Raw genomic sequence first — 14,300 nt, 5'->3', positions numbered from 1 at the left:
TATTAAAGGAGGGTTATATTTGGAATCTCAATTATCAAAAAAAGACTCCAACAATACAAAATTTGTTGTTGCAGGTTTATTACTTGGTATTTTAATGGCGGCAATGGATAATACAATCGTTGCAACAGCAATGGCAACGATTGTTGGAGACCTAGGAGGATTTGACAAATTTGTTTGGGTCACGTCTGCATATATGGTAGCAACAATGGCAGGGATGCCTATCTTCGGAAAACTTTCTGATATGTACGGACGGAAACGCTTTTATATTGGTGGTCTCATTCTTTTCTTATTCGGTTCTGCACTTTGCGGGACAGCATCTAGTATTGAACAACTAAGTATTTATAGAGCAATTCAAGGGATCGGTGGCGGTGCTCTTATGCCTATCGCCTTCACGATTATGTACGATATATTCCCACCAGAAAAACGCGGAAAAATGACAGGGCTATTTGGTGCGGTTTTCGGGACATCTAGTGTATTTGGCCCTTTATTAGGTGCTTATATTACAGACTATATAAGTTGGCATTGGGTCTTCTATATTAATATTCCATTAGGAATTATCTCCTTCTTCTTCATTACTAAATACTACAGTGAATCTCTAGAATTTAGAAAACAAAAAATTGATTGGGCTGGCGCTATTACACTTGTTATTAGTATCGTTTGCTTAATGTTCGCCTTAGAACTTGGTGGTAAAGAATACGCATGGAATTCCACTGTAATTATCGGTTTATTTACAACAGTTGTTATTATGCTTATTATTTTCTTCTTCGTAGAACGAAAAGCAACTGAGCCTATCATTTCTTTCCATCTATTTAAAAAACCTTTATTCGCAGCTAGCCAAGGCGTTGCCTTTTTCTATGGTGCCGCTTTTATTATCTGTACAGTTTATATCCCAATCTTCGTTCAAGGTGTTCTCGGTGGTTCAGCCTCCAATGCTGGATTAATTTTAACACCTATGATGGTTGGCTCTGTAATTGGAAGTCAAACAGGTGGACAGTTAGCTTCTCGAACAAGCTATCGTAACATCATGATGGTATCTGGCATTTTCTTCGTAATTGGTATTTATTTACTAAGCACTTTAACAATGGATACACCTCGTCTACTTGTAACGCTATTTATGGTTCTCACTGGACTTGGAGTTGGTTTCTCGTTCTCAGTTTTAAGTATGTCTTCTATCCACAAGTTAGAAATGCGAGACCGTGGTTCTGCTACATCAACAAACTCATTCTTCCGTTCACTCGGTATGACTCTTGGTGTAACGATTTTTGGTACAATTCAAAACCATATTTTTACTACTAAATTAAACACTGTGTTCCCTCCAGAACTAGCTAAATTAGCTCCAAAAGGCGGAGACACAAGTTTCTTATTATCACAAGGTGCTACCGAGAAGATTCCAGCTGAAATATTAACTGGTATTAAAGATGCTCTCGCTACCTCTATTGCCAGTACATTCTTCTGGGCACTGATCCCGGCTGTACTAAGTATTATTTGTATTTTACTTATGGGAAATGAACGCCTCTTTACAGGTCCAAAAACGAAACAAAAACAAAAGCAAGTAAGTTAATATAGAGAAAAGAAACGGCATATCCCTTTATGAAAACGGATATGCCGTTTATACTATGTATAAAGTTTTTATTTATAGGAGTTGAGACAGCATGAGCATGAAACTAGTCATTCTCGGCTTGCTACTCGAAGGAGATAAACATCCATATGAAGTGCAGCACATCATGAAAGAACGACAAATGGATTGTTATATTAAATATGCAAAAGGATCACTTTACTACGCCTTCGAGCAATTAGAAAAGCAGGGTGCAATTCGTATTACCACGATTGTTCGAGATACGAATAGACCCGATAAAACAATCTTTCATATAACAGAAGAAGGTAAACGGTTATTTCACACGTTACTATTAAAACAATTCGAGGCAAAAAATCAAATATATAAACCAATTTATTCAGCACTCTCTTTCGCTCATTTTGGTGATGATCAAGAGTTAATTCCTATTTTAAAAAAAAAGAAAAATGATACCGTTCAATATTTACATAAAATGCAAACTATATATGATTGTAGTAAAGGACAAATTCCACGTGCACAACTATATATTTTACAAAGCGTTATTGAACATATTACAGTTGAATTGCAATGGTTAAACACCCTCCTTACAGATGCAGTTGCAGGGCGACTGTCGGAAATTGATATAGATACAAATTAAACTTATAAAGAAGAAACTGTAAAAAGACAATAAAGTTATTTCTTTTTAAACCCTAAAACAAGCATAGCCCCGTTCTAATTTGGGACGGGGGATGCTTGTTTTATTTTCGCTATAAGATACTTATTTCACTGCACTCAAAAATATAACAAAGATTTATTTATCACCGGCATCCCATAATAGAAGATTATTTCTTAAAATTCTATATAAAAAGGTTGTTGATTTTCATCCAAACTGTATTCAATTCTTTGTCTGAAATTCATAAAATTCACCATCTCTAACGCCTGCTCAATAGGATAGAACCCTACTTCCAAACTTTCTGGTGTAGTCGTTAATTTACCTCCAACTGGTCTAGCTAAAAACAACGTATTACATATTGAATGGTTCACATTTTGGAATACCCCACAAAATTTTAAAACTTCAATATCAACACCTGTCTCCTCTTTAGTCTCCCTTATTGCAGCATCCTTCAAAGACTCTCCTTCTTCAACTTGTCCACCTGGCATTTCCCATCCTCTTCTAGGTCCCTTAATTAATAAGATTTCTTTTTGTTCATTAATTACAATTGTCGCTGCTGAAACTATATGTTTTGGTGGTGAATAAATATTTTGTGTACTTTGTTCCAATTGAAATTCCCCATTTCTATAAACTTAGTATATGTATCTTTATACAGAAACCTTTTTCTTTCTTGTGATAACTTACTATTTCAAAATGAACCATTCAATCCCCTTCCTCATTCCAGAACATGGATTAATTTTCAAATAACATAACTAGCATCTTAGCTCTGTACAAGTACATACTTCTTTGTATGTTTGATCGTACTTACTTTCAATTCCTCTTACTTTTCTTCGCCTTATAAAAACCAGAATAATCCGAATAATAAAAATAAAAAACTTTAGAATTTTCTTATTTTAAAACAGTAGACAAAATTCCAAAAATTGTGTTAGAATTTGTTTCAATATCATATCGCTTGTTAACTTCCTTTCAAAAGGAAAATAGGTACACGAAAATTTCGTTTCGTGTTTAAAAGGGAAGCTTGGTGAAACTCCAACACGGTCCCGCCACTGTAAATGCTGAGATTTCTTTTCTATGCCACTGTGAAAACGGGAAGGTAAAAGAGGTTATATGAAGCATAAGTCAGGAGACCTGCCTGTTTTAACAACACTGATAGATTCACGGATGATGATGAGGTGTTAAAACAAAAAGGAAGGCTTATTTTCTATGCCTTTATGCTTTTTGTTATAGGTATTTCCTAGTAAACGGAAATGCTTACTTTCAATTAGGGAGGAATTTAAAATGGCAATTCAAACAAGTAACTTAGGTTATCCACGTATCGGACTACAACGAGAGTGGAAAAAGACATTGGAAGCTTTTTGGTCCAATAAAATCGATGAAGAACAATTTTTAACAAAGATGAAAACAATTCGCCTTCAACACGTAAAAGTACAGCAAGAAAAAGGGATTGAACTCATTCCAATTGGCGACTTTACATATTATGATCACGTTTTGGATACTGCTTATATGCTAGGATTTATCCCATCACGTTTTTCTGAGTTTACATCTTACCTTGATGTATATTTCGCAATGGCGCGTGGCTCTAAAGATCACGTAGCTTCTGAAATGACAAAATGGTTTAACACAAACTATCATTATATCGTACCTGAATATGAAGAGGGATTACAAATCTCTTTAAAAGATAATCGTCCACTTCGCTTATACGAAGAGGCAAAACAAGAATTAGGAGTAGATGGAAAACCTGTTATTTTAGGACCATATACTTTCTTAAAATTAGCTAAAGGCTACACACAAGAGCAATTTGCTACGATTTTAAAACAGTTAGTTGCACCTTACGTACAACTGATTTCAGAACTACATGCAGCTGGTGCACAAGTCATTCAAGTTGATGAACCGATTTTTGCTTCTTTAACGAAAGAAGAAGTTCAACAAGCAAAAGAAATTTATGAAGCTATTCGTAAAGAAGTTCCAAATGCGAATCTTCTTTTACAAACATATTTTGATAGTGTAGAAGAAAACTATGAAGAAATTATTACATTCCCTGTATCCGGTATTGGATTAGATTTCGTTCATGGTAAAGAAGGTAATCTAAATGCTATTTCAAAATATGGATTCCCAGCTGATAAAACTTTAGCTGTCGGTTGTATAGATGGCCGTAACATTTGGAGAGCTGACCTTGATGAAGTTCTGACGTTATTTACAACGTTACAAAAACAAGTCCAAACGAAAGATTTCATCGTTCAGCCTTCTTGTAGCTTATTGCATACGCCAATTGATAAAACAGAAGAAACTCACTTATCCACTGAGCTATTCGATGCGTTAGCATTTGCAAATCAAAAATTAGAAGAGTTAGTTCTTATTCATTCCGCTCTTTCTCAAGGTACAGAAAGCATTAGTAATGAGCTGGAAACATACCGAAATGTACATCATACAATTCGTTCATCTGCTGCACGTAACCGAGAAGATGTTAAAGCAGCACGAACAGCACTAAAAGAAGAAGATTTTTCACGTCCTCTTCCATTTGAAAAACGATACGAATTACAACAAGTTGCCCTGGAGTTACCGTTATTACCAACAACGACTATTGGTAGCTTCCCGCAAACAACTGAAGTTCGTCAAACTCGAAAAGAATGGCGTAACGGTGTTATTTCAAATGAACAATATGAACAATTTATTGAAAAAGAGACAGAAAAATGGATTCGTTACCAAGAAGAAATTGGTCTTGATGTTCTTGTACATGGTGAATTCGAAAGAACTGACATGGTCGAATATTTTGGCGAGCGCCTTGCTGGTTTCTCATTCACTAAAAACGGTTGGGTACAATCATACGGTTCTCGCTGCGTAAAACCACCTGTTATTTATGGCGATGTTGCCTTTATTAACGGAATGACTATTAAGGAAACGGTTTATGCACAAAGCTTAACAGAGAAAGTTGTAAAAGGAATGTTAACTGGACCTGTTACGATTTTAAATTGGTCCTTCGTTCGAAATGACATTCCAAGAAAAGAAGTTTCGTATCAAATTGCATTAGCTCTTCGTCACGAAATTGAACTACTTGAATCTTCCGGAATTCGAGTAATCCAAGTCGATGAGCCAGCACTTCGTGAAGGAATGCCACTAAAAGAAAAAGATTGGGATGCTTATATTTCATGGGCAGTACAATCCTTCCTTTTAGCAACTTCTTCTGTAGCAAATGAAACACAAATTCATACGCATATGTGTTACAGTAACTTCGAAGATATTGTTGATGCGATTCGCGCATTAGATGCAGATGTGATTTCTATCGAAACATCAAGAAGTCACGGTGAATTTATTGACACATTAAAACATACAACATACGAAAAAGGCATCGGTCTAGGTGTATATGATATTCATAGCCCACGTGTACCGAGTAAAGATGAAATGTATAAAATCGTAGAACAATCTTTAGAAGTATGTGATCCTAAATATTTCTGGATTAATCCTGATTGTGGTTTAAAAACGAGAAGAACGGAAGAAGTTATCCCGGCTTTAGAACACATGGTGCAAGCAGCAAAAGATGCTCGTTCCCTGCTAAAAACAAACGCATAACAAAAATGGGTTATCCTCAAAAAGGATAACCCATTTTTTATTCTTTACTTTCAAAAAAGAATTCGTATTGTATTTTATATAATTCATCATCCGTTGGTTCTTCAAGAGGAGTTGCCTGTAATACAACCGTATACTCACCATTCGGAATAGGGATTTGGAATTTATTCGAAAGAATACTTGTTACAACGATACATTCATTTTTAACTGTAAAAGGAACTTTAACCGTTCTAATCACCTCTTCTTTCTCAATATGTTTCCCAGAGGTCACTTTTACTTCACAAGTATAATCAGAGAGTGCTTCAAAAATAACAGTTCCATCCGCCTTCGCATAACCTCTTTCAAAATCTTCATCCGTCCAGTCTACGTAAGGCTGATCACCGTCATAGTTCATCAACATTAATTGCGAATAAGAAATTGTTAACTCCATCGTTCCCCTTCTCCTTCATTATGAAATATGCAACTACTACTTTACGTCAAATTTCACACGCGTACCATCTGGGTATTTATCTAACTTATTTCCTACCCAAGACCCTGCTCCGCGGTTATCTGCTGGACTTATATATTCAATATGTGCTCCTTTTCCGCCTTCTTTACACATCGCCATTGGCCATTCATCACGATCATACCCTTTTTTTGATGGGTATGGAGCTAACGATAATTTTCTTCTATCCGCAGCACCACCACGGTCGATTGTACAAACTTCTGAATGTCCTTCTTTTATAGCATCCGTAATATGTTTCCCTGTCTCTGGATATCGCTCTTTCGGAAATTCTAGAACTTGATCATATGCATTCGTTTTTTTGATACTTGTTTCCTCTGGAACAAGTACTTCATAAACCGCTACTACAATAGAAAGAATTGCAATAATTGAAATGATAATACCTTTTAATTGCTTCATGTATACCTCCATGCTTCTACCAGTTTCTTTTCCTCAGTTATTATAACAAACTTCTCCTGTATATGTTTTCAGACATTATTTTAGCTCTTCTTCGCCATTCCGCCAAAAACTCTCATTTTTCTTCATCTTTTCACTAATGCTGTAGAAAACTAATAACCTTCCGACATTCTTTTTTAAAGGAAGTCCTCATAAAAGATTGAAATGATATATACGATACTTTTTGGGGAGGAAATAACATGGAAGCTATCTATAAAACGAAAGATGTCACGAATAAAACAGGCATCCCAAAACATATAGTCCGTAAATATAGCCAACTGTTAGAGGAACATGGTTATATCATTTCAAAAACAGCTGATGCTCGTATTTATAAACTGGATGATTTAAAACTATTGAAATCTATACATGAAAGAGCTGCTAAACTGCAAGAAGATATTTCAGAAACGATACCTATTATTTTAAAAGAAAAAGAGGCCCCGCCTGTACCCGCTATACAAGATAAGCAAGAAATACAAACGAAAGAAAAAGAAGATGGGCGTACCTTTGAGGAGTTCATGTTAAAACTTGAAATGCTCGCTCAATTAAATGAAGCAATTATTCATCAAAATTCTACCCTTATTACCCAAAATCGTTTAAAAGATGAAAAGCTAGATGAATTGATGCAACAAGTTTATGTAAAAGAAGGCTCTCAAGAAAAAATGCTACAAGAGTTAGTAGATCATGCCGCTCAAACAGATGCGCTGCAAAAAGAAAAGATGGACTTATTAATGAATCATATGTATAAACGAGAATCCAAGCAAGAGGAAAAAATGAATAAACTCGTAAATCAAATTTATAATAAAGACAGCAACCGGGATGCACAACTTATGCAAGTGATTCGCGAAATTCAAGAAACAAAAAGATTAGTCGCAGCTTCGAAAGAACAAAGTTTTTTTCAATCATTTAGAAGTTTATTTAGCCGATCAAAACAAGAAAAAACATCTGAATAAAATAATATTTTTTTCCTATATAAAATAAAAAGTTACCTTCCATCGGTAACTTTTATTCCTTATTTCTTACAGCTGGCAATATAATAATCGCTTCAGTTCCTTTCCCACTTTCGCTTTTATATTCCAGCGTACCATTATGCGCTTGTAAAATACTAAATGTTACCATAAGTCCTAATCCTGTCCCTTTTTCTTTTAAAGAATAATACGGTTGTCCCAGTCTTACTAACTGTTCTTTCGTCATTCCAACACCACTATCTTTAACTCTTATTACTATCGTTTCATCTTTTTGCATAGCCGTTACTTTTAAATATCCTTTATTTCCTTGGATTGCTTCAATACCATTTTTAACAACATTCATAATAGCTTGCTTCAATTTCGTCTTATCACCGATCGTATAAAGACTTTCAGAAATCTCAACTTGCAAATATACACCTTGCATCGCTGCAAATGATGACATAAGAGTTGTCATTTCAATTAATTGAGCGGATAAGCAAATGTGTTCTTTTTTCTCAATTTGCGGCCTTGCTAAATTCAAATAATCTGAAATAATTTGTTCTGCCCGATCCAATTCGGCTAATACGAGACGCATATAATCCTTATTCTTCACATCTTCCGTACTTTCTAACAATTGAATAAAACCACGAACAACAGTGAGCGGATTTCGAACCTCATGTGCAACACTTGCTGCCAACTCACTTACAATATTAAGCTTTTCTGACTTTTGCATCTCTGTACGTAATATTGCATTTTCGTTTAAATATTCTGTTAAGTACACTTGAAATACCATAGTCATAACCATAATAAGCGAAGCAAATATATATCCGCTATATAAGTGTGAAATGTGTGGTGTAAACCCCGTTTCTAACAGAACGTTAATCATACCAATCACTAAAGAAACAAGTACGTACAATGATGAAATCATAAATGCTAAAATTAGCTTCTTATCCCTTGAAAATAGAGACCATTTCTTTGATAAAAATAATGGAACTATCAATAGAAATATTACTTCTATGACCGGAAGAAGGCTCATTCCCTTTAGCGCCCATTCATATGCAACAAAAATAACGGCCGGGATTAAACCAACAATCCCACCATATAAAAAACCACTAACAATCGGGATTGGGTGAAAATTATACCCACAAATGTCACCAAAACAAATAGAGTATGTCATGGAGAGAATGAGTGTAATGCTGGATAAAAACATAATAAAGTAGCGGTTCGGCTTCGGAGGCATTTCTTGATAACGATTTAAACGAATCGCTTCATATAAAAATAGTGGCAAAATAATGATGGCAATTTGGATCATTAAATCACGGATCAGCTCCATAGCCTCTCATCCCCTATATGTATTTTGATATGATTATATCATTTTACGGGTTTATTTGTTTTAAAATTTTGATTTTTCTTAACATATTTGTTAATTCTTTGTTAACAGCACATAATAATTGTTACAGATTTTCGAAATGAATGTAAACCCTGTACCAAATTTCTGCCTGACAGTATACAATGAATACGGATTACAAAGAAAATAAAAAATACTTCATGAGACGGACAACTATAGCAAAATACAGCATATAATCCATACTATCTATGTTTACAAATAAGTGATCATTATTTTAGTAGGAGGAAGATAAATATGGCGGGTACTACGCTTGTTTTAAAAGAAGAAAATTTGGTCGTTCTAGAAAATGTTGAAAAATCAGTATATGAAGAGTTACAGCATAAAACCGGAGAAGAAAATTGCACATGTGCTGTGAATGAATCAGTTGTTCACCTTGGCAAAGTATCCTCTGTACTTTGGAATGAAGATGAAATAGATTGGGAGTACGGATATTAAAAAGTCGCTTACAGCGGCTTTTTTTCTATTATCCCTCTCTTTCTACATAACATATACGCAAGCGAAATCATAGAAAATATGTTAAAATGAACTTAATTTTCAAACGGAAGAAAGGGAGATACAATGGAACAATTCATTAATCCTAGAGTGAAGGACATCCAAATTTCTGGAATCCGTCAATTCTCTAACATGATTCAAAACTATGATAATCTTATCTCTTTAACAATTGGACAACCCGATTTCCCTACGCCTTCTCTCGTAAAAGAAGCGGCAAAACGGGCTATTACAGAAAATTATACAAGCTATACACATAACGCTGGTTTACTAGAATTACGCAAGGCAGCTTGTAACTTTGTAAAAGATAACTACGATTTACAGTATTCACCTGAAAACGAAACCATCGTTACAATCGGTGCTAGTGAAGCAATTGATATTGCATTCCGAACGATTTTAGAGCCAGGAACAGAAGTTATTTTACCTGCCCCTATTTATCCAGGATACGAACCAATTATTCGATTATGCGGTGCTACACCTATTTTTATCGATGTTCGTGAAACTGGCTTCCGTTTAACAGCCGAAGCGCTAGAAAATGCTATTACAGAAAAAACAAGATGCGTCGTACTGCCGTATCCTTCTAATCCAACTGGTGTAACTTTATCAAAAGAAGAATTACAGGATATTGTAACTGTTTTAAAAGATAAAAATATTTTCGTCCTTTCTGATGAAATTTATAGCGAACTTGTATATGAACAAAAGCATACATCTATCGCTCATTTCCCAGAAATGCGTGAAAAGACTATCGTCATTAACGGTTTATCAAAATCTCATTCTATGACTGGCTGGCGTATCGGTCTATTATTCGCACCAAGCTATTTAGCAGGACATATACTAAAAGTTCATCAATACAACGTAACGTGTGCTACTTCAATCGCTCAATATGCTGCAATTGAAGCATTAACAGCTGCTAAAGATGCACCAAAAATGATGCGTCATCAATACAAGAAACGCCGCGATTATGTATATAATCGACTCATTCAAATGGGCTTAACAGTTGAAAAGCCAACAGGTGCATTTTACTTATTCCCATATGTTGGTCATTTAACATCTTCATCATTTGATTTTGCACTTGACCTTGTCAAAGAAGCTGGACTAGCTATCGTTCCTGGAACTGCATTTTCTGAATATGGTGAAGGCTATCTTCGCTTGTCCTATGCGTATAGTATTGAAACTTTAAAAGAAGGCTGTGATCGATTAGAGGCCTTTCTACAACAAAAAGCTAAGAGTTAAACTCTCAGCTTTTTGTTGCATAATGATCGCAAGTTTGGCGCTTTAGTAATTTATGAGGAATAATAATACACTTTGCAGTAGACTCTGCATTCTCTACTTTATCCACTAAAGCTTTTGCTGCCTCATATCCTAGTTGATAAATATTCACATCAACTGTCGAAAGTGGCGGACTCGCAATTTCTGATAATAAAGCATTGTTAAAGCTTATAATGGAAACATCCTTTGGTACAACGAATCCTTTTTTAGAAAGAGCACTTAACACACCAAGTCCAATTAAATCATCCGTTGCCACAATTGCTGTCGGTGGTTGCTGTAGTCCCATTAACTCCTCAACGGCTTGTTGACCACTTTCCCTCGAAAAATCAAAATGTAAAATATACTCTTTTGGTAATACAATGTCCGCTAATTTTAAAGCATCACTCATACCAGCCAAACGATCTCTCGTTACAAGTAAATCTGATCCACCGCCGATGAACGCGATTTGTTTATGACCTAATGAAATCAAATATTCTGCTACTTCTCTTGCAGCTGTATAATTGTCATTATCTACATATGTAATTTCATCTTTTCGATCATACGGTTTCCCAATTAAAACAAACGGGAAATTTTGTTTATGCAAATATTGAATAATCCGATCATTCTCTCTTGAATATAAAAGAATAATGCCACCAATTTGGCGCCCCTGTACCATCTTTACAACACCATTAAAAATTTCATCTTCCGTCTCACCTGTCGACATATAAAGCGCATACCCTTCCACATGTGCAAATGAACTAATCCCTCTTATAACTTCTGGGAAAAACGGATTTTGAAAAGCTTTACTTGCAGAACTTGGCATAACAAGACCAAGTGTTTTTGTTGTTTGGTTAGCTAGGTTTCTTGCGTTTAAATTGGGATGATACCCTAGTTCACTCATTACTTTCCGAACACGACGCTTTGTTTTTTCACTTATACTTGGATTATCAGCAATTACACGAGAAACGGTAGATGGTGCTACATTCGCCTTCTTCGCCACATCTTTAATTGTAACTGTCATAAAAATCCCCCTCCTCTCACTTCTCTGCCATTTTGTTATATATTTTAATCTTGCACCCGTTGCAAGTAATAGGAGCAATCATAAACTTTCATTGATTCTATCTTGTAATACCTATCATATTCTCCCTCTCCATGTATTGTAAGGGATATAGCTCTTTTTTCCTATACTATAATATACTATTTATTGCACTTCTTTTCATATGTGATGTCAAATCTCTTTTCATCTCCCTATAAAGCTTTTTATAGGGAGATGAAAAGAAAAATGGGACATAATGTCCCATTTTTCATCCTTTCGTACCTCCAGCAGTTAAACCAGAGATAAAGTATTTTTGTAGTGATAGGAATAAAATTGAAATTGGGATTGCAATCAATACTGAACCCGCTGCGAACGTTGTGAATTCATTACCAAATTTCTTCGCTACCATTTCATATAACCCAACTGCTAACGTATAATTTTCTGGTGTGCGCAAAATAACACTCGCTAAAATGAAATCTGTAAATGGACCGATGAAAGTGAATAACGCCACAACCGCTACGATTGGCTTTGCAAGTGGCATAATGATTTGCCAAAAAATACGGAAATGTCCTGCCCCATCCATACGAGCTGACTCATCCAATTCTTTCGGAATCGTATCAAAATATCCTTTCATAAGCCATGTATTCATTGGAATTGCCCCGCCTACATAAATTAAAATTAATGCAAGGTGCGTATCGATTAACCCTGTTAACTGTGCTAATACGTATAGAGCGATTAGCGCCGCAAAGTTTGGAATCATTTGCAGAATTAAAAATGTTAATAAACCATTTTTTCTTCCAACAAAACGGTATCTTGAAAATGCATAAGCAGTAAAACTAATTGCTAACACTGAGAAAATCATCGTTATAACACTTACTTTTAATGTGTTTTTATACCATAGTAAATAATTACTATTCTCTAAATCTAATAACTTACGATAATGATCTAACGTTGCATTTTGCGGAATAATACTTGATCCAGATAAACTATCACCCGGATTAAACGATGAGCCAATAATCCATAATAATGGATAGAAAATGATGGCACACATTACGAAAATAACGAGATAACTTAATGAGAGACGTAACATCTTTTGTCTTTTAATATTCATTTACATCATATCCTCTTCTTGGAATGATTTTGTTCTCTTAAATTGCCATAACGCAACTGTAATAACGATTAACGATAAGATCATTGTAAGAGCTGCCGCTTTCCCGTACTGCGCCGAAGTCATCGTTAACTTATAAATCCATGAAATTAAAATATCTGTTCCACCTGCGTCTTGTCCAGCTACAGCAGGACCTCCGCCGTTAAATAGATAGATGATACTAAAGTTATTAAAGTTAAACGTATATTGCGTAATTAATATTGGTGCTGTTGCATATAGAACAAGTGGCAATGTAATTTTACGAAACTGTTGCCAAGCTGTAGCTCCATCTACTGTAGCAGCTTCATATAATTCCCCTGGAATCGATTGCAGTATACCTGTTGTCATTGCAAAGACGAACGGGAATCCAAGCCACGTTTGAATCATAATTAAAGCAATTTTTGCCCAAAATGGATCTGTCATCCAAGCAATCTTTTCGATTCCAAATAAAGCTAATACTTGATTGTTAATTGCTCCAAATGTCTCATTAAACATACCAGAGAAAACAAGAATAGATACGAATGCTGGAACCGCCCACGGTAAAATGAAGATTGTTCGAATAATTGCCTTCCCTTTAATACCAGGCTGATTTACGATAATCGCTAAGAAAATACCAAGCGCAACTTGTAATGTCGTTGCAACGAATGTCCAAATGACAGTCCAAGAAAATACGCTTAAAAATGTCTCTCTCCACATCGGTAATGTAAAGATATCAATAAAGTTTTTGAAGCCCACCCAATCTACTAATTTAGCTGGAGGAGAGTGGTATAAATCATAATTCGTAAATCCAATTAAAATTACGAAGATGATTGGAAATACAACTACAAAGATAAGTAATAGAAAACCTGGTGAAACCATTAAATATGGAAAACCTTGATCTAGTAAATTACGGTATTGCTCTTTTACAGAGTTTAAAGGTGTTCCTATATCACGTTTCTTCCCGTTTTGGTATGCATCATATAAATTAAATGCATATATTCCGAGTCCAAAAACGATGACGATGAGTGCCAAGATTCCTTCTACTAATAGAAAGACAGAATGATCACGTGGAACTTCTGTACCTAGCGTTACAATTCCCCATAATCCCATATTTAATAAATCAGCAAAGGCTACAATAAATGAACCTGTTAATACTAGAAAAATAAGCCCTTTTACAAATTGCTTATTATACATTTGGCCCACGCCTGGAATGATAGATAACATGGTTGCCATTTTCCTATGCTTTGAACCGTTTAAACCGTTTGCTGGTTCCATAGATGTTTGCATGTTCCTTCCCCCTTTTTTCTGGGAGAGAATTCATGC

At 35.3% G+C, this 14,300-nt stretch carries 13 protein-coding genes and 1 riboswitch; of the genes, 6 read left to right on the top strand and 7 right to left on the bottom strand.

Features of this window, described 5'->3' with window-relative positions; genetic code table 11:
- The first annotated feature begins 19 nt into the window (after nt 1–19).
- Together ACSG5Z_RS12605 and ACSG5Z_RS12600 are read left to right on the top strand one after the other, a co-directional pair.
- Nucleotides 20–1,561 carry an MDR family MFS transporter gene (locus ACSG5Z_RS12605; protein WP_137013480.1) on the top strand — a complete coding sequence of 514 codons (1,542 nt, stop codon included), beginning with the start codon at nt 20–22 and terminating at the stop codon, nt 1,559–1,561.
- A 91-nt stretch (nt 1,562–1,652) separates the two neighbouring features.
- Nucleotides 1,653–2,210, top strand: coding sequence for a PadR family transcriptional regulator (locus ACSG5Z_RS12600; protein ID WP_435711511.1), 558 nt, complete (start codon nt 1,653–1,655; stop codon nt 2,208–2,210).
- A gap of 191 nt (nt 2,211–2,401) precedes the next feature.
- Here the strand turns inward: ACSG5Z_RS12600 and ACSG5Z_RS12595 are convergent, their stop codons facing one another.
- Entirely contained in the window at nt 2,402–2,833 is a 432-nt protein-coding gene (locus ACSG5Z_RS12595; protein ID WP_046957439.1) for an NUDIX hydrolase, read from the bottom strand.
- 354 nt (nt 2,834–3,187) lie between these two features.
- A riboswitch (cobalamin riboswitch) is annotated at nt 3,188–3,375 on the top strand.
- A gap of 128 nt (nt 3,376–3,503) precedes the next feature.
- Here ACSG5Z_RS12595 and metE point away from each other — a divergent pair.
- Nucleotides 3,504–5,792, top strand: coding sequence for a 5-methyltetrahydropteroyltriglutamate--homocysteine S-methyltransferase (metE, locus tag ACSG5Z_RS12590; protein WP_435711510.1), 2,289 nt, complete (start codon nt 3,504–3,506; stop codon nt 5,790–5,792).
- A gap of 37 nt (nt 5,793–5,829) precedes the next feature.
- Here the strand turns inward: metE and comJ are convergent, their stop codons facing one another.
- Together comJ and nucA are read right to left on the bottom strand one after the other, a co-directional pair.
- The gene (comJ, locus tag ACSG5Z_RS12585) at nt 5,830–6,219 is read right to left on the bottom strand and encodes a competence protein ComJ (RefSeq protein ID WP_435711509.1); all 390 of its coding nucleotides are present in this window, start codon (nt 6,217–6,219) and stop codon (nt 5,830–5,832) included.
- Nucleotides 6,220–6,255: 36 nt separating this feature from the next.
- Complete coding sequence (gene nucA, locus ACSG5Z_RS12580; RefSeq protein WP_000811502.1) at nt 6,256–6,690, bottom strand: DNA-entry nuclease; 435 nt, start codon at nt 6,688–6,690, stop codon at nt 6,256–6,258.
- A 236-nt stretch (nt 6,691–6,926) separates the two neighbouring features.
- Between nucA and ACSG5Z_RS12575 the strand changes: the two genes are divergently transcribed.
- Nucleotides 6,927–7,676, top strand: a complete 750-nt coding sequence (locus tag ACSG5Z_RS12575) for a DUF3967 domain-containing protein (protein ID WP_435711508.1) — start codon at nt 6,927–6,929, stop codon at nt 7,674–7,676.
- A 52-nt stretch (nt 7,677–7,728) separates the two neighbouring features.
- On the opposite strand, the gene kinB is transcribed toward ACSG5Z_RS12575, so the two are convergent.
- Nucleotides 7,729–9,003, bottom strand: coding sequence for a sporulation sensor histidine kinase KinB (gene kinB / locus ACSG5Z_RS12570; RefSeq protein WP_000420378.1), 1,275 nt, complete (start codon nt 9,001–9,003; stop codon nt 7,729–7,731).
- Between the two features lie 309 nt (nt 9,004–9,312).
- On the opposite strand from kinB, the gene ACSG5Z_RS12565 reads away from it, so the two are divergent.
- Together ACSG5Z_RS12565 and ACSG5Z_RS12560 are read left to right on the top strand one after the other, a co-directional pair.
- Nucleotides 9,313–9,513: a protein YkzT gene (locus ACSG5Z_RS12565; protein ID WP_000929285.1), complete on the top strand. Its 201-nt coding sequence runs from the start codon at nt 9,313–9,315 to the stop codon at nt 9,511–9,513.
- 123 nt (nt 9,514–9,636) lie between these two features.
- Nucleotides 9,637–10,800 (top strand): aminotransferase A, encoded by a 1,164-nt coding sequence (locus tag ACSG5Z_RS12560; protein WP_435711507.1) that lies wholly within the window; start codon nt 9,637–9,639, stop codon nt 10,798–10,800.
- Nucleotides 10,801–10,804: 4 nt separating this feature from the next.
- Here the strand turns inward: ACSG5Z_RS12560 and malR are convergent, their stop codons facing one another.
- The 3 genes from malR to malC form a co-directional block, all read right to left on the bottom strand.
- Nucleotides 10,805–11,836, bottom strand: a complete 1,032-nt coding sequence (gene malR, locus ACSG5Z_RS12555) for a maltose operon transcriptional repressor MalR (protein WP_048546170.1) — start codon at nt 11,834–11,836, stop codon at nt 10,805–10,807.
- A 283-nt stretch (nt 11,837–12,119) separates the two neighbouring features.
- On the bottom strand, nt 12,120–12,962 hold the full coding sequence (gene malD / locus ACSG5Z_RS12550; RefSeq protein ID WP_001022607.1) for a maltosaccharide ABC transporter permease MalD: 843 nt from the start codon (nt 12,960–12,962) through the stop codon (nt 12,120–12,122).
- The gene (gene malC, locus ACSG5Z_RS12545; protein WP_001194989.1) at nt 12,963–14,264 is read right to left on the bottom strand and encodes a maltosaccharide ABC transporter permease MalC; all 1,302 of its coding nucleotides are present in this window, start codon (nt 14,262–14,264) and stop codon (nt 12,963–12,965) included.
- Nucleotides 14,265–14,300 lie beyond the last annotated feature (36 nt).

The organism is Bacillus pretiosus (assembly GCF_051294775.1).
Taxonomy (GTDB): Bacteria; Bacillota; Bacilli; order Bacillales; family Bacillaceae_G; genus Bacillus_A; species Bacillus_A wiedmannii.
Note: the sequence above shows the minus strand (reverse complement) of the source record. Positions and strands in the feature narration are given on the sequence as shown.